The sequence below is a fragment of the Pseudomonas kitaguniensis genome (genome assembly GCF_009296165.1).
GTDB lineage: Bacteria > Pseudomonadota > Gammaproteobacteria > Pseudomonadales > Pseudomonadaceae > Aquipseudomonas > Aquipseudomonas kitaguniensis.
In genome coordinates this window covers 1-6,553 of record NZ_VUAZ01000069.1, presented here as the reverse complement: position 1 = coordinate 6,553, position 6,553 = coordinate 1, and the positions used below count along the sequence as shown (strand labels likewise).

At 62.6% G+C, this 6,553-nt stretch carries 5 protein-coding genes; 4 read left to right on the top strand and 1 reads right to left on the bottom strand.

What is annotated here, in order from left to right; translation table 11 throughout:
- Window positions 1-512: 512 nt before the first annotated feature.
- Window positions 513-1,481: a LysR family transcriptional regulator gene (locus tag F0169_RS13050; protein WP_053254489.1), complete on the bottom strand. Its 969-nt coding sequence runs from the start codon at window positions 1,479-1,481 to the stop codon at window positions 513-515.
- A 182-nt stretch (window positions 1,482-1,663) separates the two neighbouring features.
- Between F0169_RS13050 and F0169_RS13045 the strand changes: the two genes are divergently transcribed.
- The 4 genes from F0169_RS13045 to F0169_RS13030 are packed head-to-tail and all read left to right on the top strand — an operon-like array spanning window position 1,664 to window position 6,424.
- Entirely contained in the window at window positions 1,664-3,175 is a 1,512-nt protein-coding gene (locus tag F0169_RS13045; RefSeq protein WP_172979433.1) for an efflux transporter outer membrane subunit, read from the top strand.
- 10 nt (window positions 3,176-3,185) lie between these two features.
- The gene (locus F0169_RS13040) at window positions 3,186-5,363 is read left to right on the top strand and encodes an FUSC family protein (protein WP_152746765.1); all 2,178 of its coding nucleotides are present in this window, start codon (window positions 3,186-3,188) and stop codon (window positions 5,361-5,363) included.
- A complete protein-coding gene (locus tag F0169_RS13035; protein WP_058414246.1) occupies window positions 5,353-5,553 on the top strand; it encodes a DUF1656 domain-containing protein in 201 nt (66 codons plus the stop codon). Before F0169_RS13040 ends, F0169_RS13035 begins: the two co-directional genes overlap by 11 nt.
- A 10-nt stretch (window positions 5,554-5,563) precedes the next feature.
- Window positions 5,564-6,424 (top strand): efflux RND transporter periplasmic adaptor subunit, encoded by an 861-nt coding sequence (locus F0169_RS13030; RefSeq protein WP_122250896.1) that lies wholly within the window; start codon window positions 5,564-5,566, stop codon window positions 6,422-6,424.
- Window positions 6,425-6,553 lie beyond the last annotated feature (129 nt).

Here is a 6,553-nt window from a genome sequence, read left to right as displayed (position 1 = left end):
GGGCTGGATGGGGTGTTGTATCTGCTGGGCTTGCGTGACCGCGAGGGTCAGTCGTAACCCGTTCTAACTAAAGAAATGCAATAAACAATGTGAGTGGGGGGCGGCCATCGTGGTTTAACGGGGCGCTTCTCAGATCAAAAGCAAGAGCACGGCGGCCTGAAAGCCGACCTGAGTGGTTGAAGCAGATCAAAGGCGAGTTTTGCATACACGGCAGATCTGCTTTTTTTGCTTTCTGTGGGAGGGGGCTTGCTCCCGATAGCAGTTTCACAGTTGATACATGAGTTGACTGACCCAACGCCATCGCGAGCAAGCCCGCTCCCACAGTTCGGCTGTCTGGCCTGCCCCGTCAGTTCGCCAGGCGTGCGCCGCTCTGCTTTTTTTGCTTTTCTTGTGGGAGGGGGCTTGCTCCCGATAGCAGTTTTACAGGTGATACATGAGGTGACTGACCCACCGCCATCGCGAGCAAGCCCGCTCCCACAGTTGAGCGGGTTTTGGCTGTCTGGCCTGCCCCGTCAGTTCGCCAGGCGCGCGCCGCTCAGGCTGCCGCTCAATTCGTACGCCACCAACTCTGCCTGATGCGCCGCCAGAATCTCTGGCAACGAACCGCGCAGGTATTCCACCCACGTCTTGATCTTCGCATCCAAATACTGGCGCGATGGGTAGATGGCGTACAAATTCAGCTCTTGCGAACGATAAGTCGGCATCACCCGCACCAGCGTGCCGTTGCGCAGGCCTTCGATGGCCGCATACACCGGCAGCAGGCCGACGCCCATGCCGCTGGTGATCGCAGTTTTCATCGCGTCGGCCGAGTTGACCAGAAACGGCGAGGTATTAATCGCCACACTTTCCTGGCCTTCAGGGCCATTGAACGTCCATTTATCCAGTTGAATAACCGGGCTCACCAGGCGCAGGCAGGCATGGTTGAGCAAATCCTGTGGCCGTTGCGCGCAACCTTTGGCTTTGACGTAATCCGGCGAGGCGCATGCGATGCTGTAGGTGATGCCCAGGCGTTGCGACACAAAACCCGAGTCCGGCAGCTCGCTGGCCAGCACGATGGACACGTCGTAGCCCTCGTCGAGCAGGTCCGGCACGCGGTTGGCCAGGGTCAGGTCGAAGGTTACGTCGGGGTGGGTGCGGCGGTAGCGGGCAATTGCGTCGATCACAAAATGCTGGCCGATGCCGGTCATGGTGTGCACTTTCAACTGCCCGGCGGGGCGGGCGTGTGCATCGCTGGCTTCGGCCTCGGCTTCCTCGACGTAGGCGAGGATTTGTTCGCAGCGCAGCAAATAACGTTTGCCGGCTTCGGTCAGCGCGATACGGCGGGTGGTGCGGTTGAGCAAGCGGGTTTGCAGATGGGCCTCAAGGTTGGAGACCGCGCGCGAGACGTTGGCGGTGGTGGTGTCCAGTTGCACGGCGGCGGCGGTGAAGCTGCCCGCTTCGGCCACGCAACTGAAAGCGCGCATGTTTTGCAAAGTGTCCATGGAGAGTTCTCAGGGGAGATGACAAATTGTGACAGAAAGTTGCACCGTCCAGTGATCCCTACCAACGGATTATCGCGTGAACGGTAACAAAGATTCACAGGAATGCCAGCTTATCGTCGTGCATGCCGCCGCCTAGAATTGCGCCACTTTCCCCGCCTCACCCTCTCAGGAATTCGCTTGCCGTGCCGCGTCGCATCAGCAGAGAGCTGAAGACTCTCAGTGTTTGGGCCTTATCGTTAGCAATCAGCGGCTGCATCGGAACCGGAGGAATCGCCCCCCAAGGCCAGGCGCTCAACGCCGACCAACTGGCCACCGATGCAGCCATCCAGAGCGCCGCCAGCGACGCGCATTGGCCCACCCGCCAATGGTGGCAAGCCTACGGCGACCCGCAATTGAACCGCTGGGTCGACCTCGCGACTCACAACAGCCCAAGCATCGCCATGGCCGCCGCGCGGGTGCGCGAAGCACAGGCCATGGCCGGGGTTGCCGAGTCGGCGGAGTCGTTGCAGGTCAACAGCGACACCACGCTCAAACGCCACAACTGGCCGAAAGATCAGTTTTACGGCCCCGGCGAATTGAGCGGCGCAACGACCTGGGACAACAATGCTTCGCTGGGCCTGAGCTACGCCCTCGACCTGTGGGGGCGTGACAGTAATGCCAGCGAACGCGCCGTCGACGTGGCCCATAGGCGCGTCGCCGAAGCACGCCAGGCTCAGCTCGAACTGCAAAACAACGTGGTGCACGCTTATATCCAGCTGTCGTTGCATTACGCCAACCGCGATATTGTTGCCGCCACCCTGGCCCAGCAACAGCAGATACTCGACCTGGCGAATAAACGCCTGAACGCGGGCATTGGCACGCACTTGGACGTCAGCCAAGCCGAAACGCCGCTGCCGGAAACCCATCGTCAACTCGACGCGCTGGACGAAGACATTGCCCTGAGCCGTAACCAACTGGCGGCGCTTGCTGGCAAAGGCCCAGGCGAAGGCGCGCAGCTGCAACGCCCAAGTGTGTCGCTCGCCGCGCCGCTGAAATTGCCCGCACGCTTACCGGCGCAGTTGCTCGGCCAGCGCCCGGACGTGGTCGCCGGCCGCTGGCAAGTGGCGGCGCAGGCGCGTGGTATTGATGTGGCTCACGCCGGTTTCTACCCTAACGTCGACCTGCTCGGCAGCCTTGGCTACATGGCCACCGGTGGCGCGCTGCTGGGGTTTCTCAGCGGCCAGAAATTCAACTACAGCGTTGGCCCGGCGATCACCTTGCCGATCTTCGACGGCGGCCGCTTGCGCGCGCAATTGGGCGAGGCCAGCGCCGGTTATGACATCGCCGTGGCTCGGTACAACCAAACCCTGGTGAATGCGCTCAAGGGCATCAGCGACCAGTTGATCCGCCGCGAGTCGATGGACAAGCAGTCGGCCTTCGCCGCGCAGTCGGTGGCCTCGGCGCAGAAAACCTATGACATCGCGATGATCGCCTACCAGCGCGGCCTCACCGACTACCTGAATGTGCTCAACGCGCAGACCCTGTTGTTTCGCCAGCAGCAAATCGAGCAGCAGGTACAGGCCGCGCGCCTGAGCGCGCACGCTGAATTGGTCACTGCGTTGGGTGGCGGGCTCGGCGCCGGCGACGATGTGCCGCCGCCGGGCAAAATCGCCGCAGGCAAAGCGCCGGCGGCACTTGCCGCGTTTGATCACTGAGGAGCCTTGCATGACGACCTTGCCTGCACCGCTGCGCTGGTTGCATTCGCTGGAGTGGCGGCGTGGTTTTTTTGCCTGGGCACGCAGCGATGGCGTGACCTGGGTGTACATCTTCAAGGTGTTGATCGCCGCGTTCCTCACGCTGTGGTTGGCCATGCGCCTGGAATTGCCGCAACCGCGCACCGCCATGATCACCGTGTTCATCGTGATGCAACCGCAGAGCGGCCAAGTGTTCGCCAAGAGTTTTTACCGCTTCCTCGGCACGCTGGCGGGCTCGGCGGTAATGGTTTTTTTGATTGCCTTGTTTGCGCAGAACACCGAGCTGTTTCTCGGCGCGCTGGCGATCTGGGTGGGTATTTGCACGGCCGGTGCGACGCGTAATCGCAACTTTCGCGCCTATGGTTTTGTGTTGGCCGGCTACACCGCGGCGATGGTCGGCTTACCGGCCCTGGCGCACCCGGACGCGGCTTTTATGGCGGCGGTGTGGCGCGTGCTGGAAATCTCCCTGGGGATTATCTGCGCCACGCTGGTCAGCGCCGCGATCCTGCCGCAAACCAGCAGCGCGGCGATGCGCAACGCCCTGTACCAGCGCTTTGGGGTGTTCGCGCTGTTTGTGACCGACGGCCTGCGCGGGCGCAGCCGGCGTGAAGATTTCGAGGCCGGCAACGTGCGCTTTATCGCCGAAGCGGTGGGCCTGGAAGGGCTGCGCAGCGTGACCGTGTTCGAAGACCCGCACATGCGTCGGCGCAATGGCCGGCTCAGCCGCCTCAACAGCGAATTCATGAGCATCACCACGCGTTTCAACGCCCTGCACCAACTGCTTGAACGGCTGCGCGCGGATGCCGCCGACCACGTGGTCGTCGCGATCAAACCCGGCCTGCAAGACCTCGCCGAAGTGCTCGACGGTTTTTCCGGTCACGCCCTCACCAGCGCCGATGCCGCGCGCCTGGTCAGCGCCCTGAGCGCCTACAAGGACGGCCTGCCCGCCACGGTTCGCAGCCTGCGCGCAAGTTTTCAGCAGGGCGACCCGAGCGAAGCCGCGCAACTGGATTTTCACACCGCCTACGAGCTGCTGTACCGCTTTGTCGACGACCTGCACAACTACGCGCTGACCCACGCCTCGCTGGCAGAGCACCGGCATGCGCGCGAGCAGTGGGACGAAACCTTTACCCCTAAAACCAACTGGCTGGCCTGCGCCGCGTCGGGCATTCGCGCCGCGTTTATCTTGATCGTGCTGGGCAGTTATTGGGTGGCCACGGCGTGGCCCAGCGGCGCGACCATGACGCTGATCGCGGCCGCCACTGTGGGCTTGTCCGCCGCCACGCCGAACCCCAAACGCATGGCGTTTCAGATGGCCTGCGGCACGTTGATCGGCGCCCTGGTCGGCTTTGTCGAAATGTTCTTTGTGTTCCCCTGGATCGACGGTTTTCCGCTGCTCTGCGTGATGCTCGCGCCGGTGATTATTTTCGGCGCTTTCCTCGCCTCACGCCCGCAATACGCTGGTGTCGGCGTCGGCTTGCTGATTTTCTTCAGTACCGGCTCGGTGCCGGACAACCTCACGGTCTACAACCCCTACAGCTTCATCAATGACTACATTGCGATGGTCATTGGCATGCTGGTGTGCGCGGCGGCGGGCGCGATCATTTTGCCGCCCAACAGCCGCTGGCTGTGGCGCCGACTGGAGCAAGACCTGCGCGAGCAAGTGGTGTACGCCATCAGCGGCAAGCTCAAAGGCCTCGCGTCGAGCTTCGAAAGCCGCACCCGCGACCTGCTGCACCAAGCGTATGGCCTTGCCGTCGGCCAGCCGCAGGTGCAACGCGATTTACTGCGTTGGATGTTCGTGGTGCTGGAGGTCGGCCACGCGATTATCGAGCTGCGCAAAGAGCAGGCGATTCTGCCGGTGCACCCGGCGTATGCCGAGTCCCAGCCATGGCGCCAGGCGATCCGCGTGATGGGCCGTTCGCTGGTGCGGCTGTTCCTGCAACCCAGCGCGAGCAACCTGGAGCGCGGCCTGATCGCCGTCGACCATGCGATCAGCCGCGTGCAAGCCACCGACGAGCCGTTTGCGCCGCACTTCGATACCTCGGCGCTGCGCCGGGTGAAAAGCTACCTGCACTTTATCCGCACCTCGCTGCTGGACCCGCAATCGCCGCTGGCTGCCCTCAAAGGATCCCCGCATGCCCCGTGAAATCGCCTTCCACGGCCTGTACATGCCGACTATCACGCTGATGTTTGTGATCGCGGCCGGGCTGGCCTGGGCGCTTGACCGCTTCCTGGCCGGGTTGGACCTGTACCGGTTTTTCTGGCACCCGGCGTTGCTGCGCCTGAGCCTGTTCGTTTGCCTGTTCGGCGCGCTGGCGCTGAGCGTCTACCGTTGAGAATGCCCCGATGAAAAAGTTTTTCAGCCTGCTCGCGACCTTGCTGGTATTGGCCCTGGCGATCTGGATTGGCCGTACGTTGTGGGTGCACTACATGCAAACGCCGTGGACCCGCGACGGCCGCGTGCGCGCCGACATTATCAACGTCGCCGCCGATGTGACCGGCGAAGTGGTGGACGTGCCGGTGCGGGACAACCAGCGTGTCAAAAAGGGCGACCTGCTGATGCAAATCGACCCCGAGCACTACCGCATCGCGGTCAAACAGGCGCAATCGCTGGTCGCCTCGCGCAAGGCCACGTGGGAGATGCGCAAGCTCAACGCCCACCGCCGCGCCGACCTCGACGCCCTGGTGATCTCCAGGGAAAACCGCGACGACGCGAGCAACCTCGCAGGCGCAGCCCAAGCCGATTACCAACAGGCGCTGGCGCAACTGGAAGCGGCTGAGCTTAATTTGAAACGCACGCACGTGTTGGCGGCCGTCGACGGTTACGTCACCAACCTTAATGTGCATCGCGGCGACTACGCGCGCATCGGCGAGGCGAAGATGGCGGTGGTCGATATGAACTCGTTCTGGGTTTACGGCTTCTTCGAAGAAACCAAGCTGCCGCATGTGAGGGTTGGCGATACCGCCGACATGCAACTGATGAGCGGCGAGACGTTAAAGGGCCACGTGGAAAGCATCTCGCGCGGTATCTACGACCGTGACAACCCCGAGAGCCGCGAGCTGATCGCCGACGTAAACCCGACCTTCAACTGGGTGCGCCTGGCCCAGCGCGTGCCGGTGCGCATTCACATCGATGAAGTGCCGGAGGGCGTGTTGTTGGCGGCGGGCATCACCTGCACCGTCATCGTCAACCCAGCACAAAACTAAGCGGGGGCAGGGGGTTTGAGGGTGTCAGGCCTTGATAAAGTGTTCATGCGCAGTGACGGGCTCACACCGATGCTGTGCCGGAGGTGGTTCTATCGGCAGCGACATTAAACTATGGGAGGTAGCAAGCCC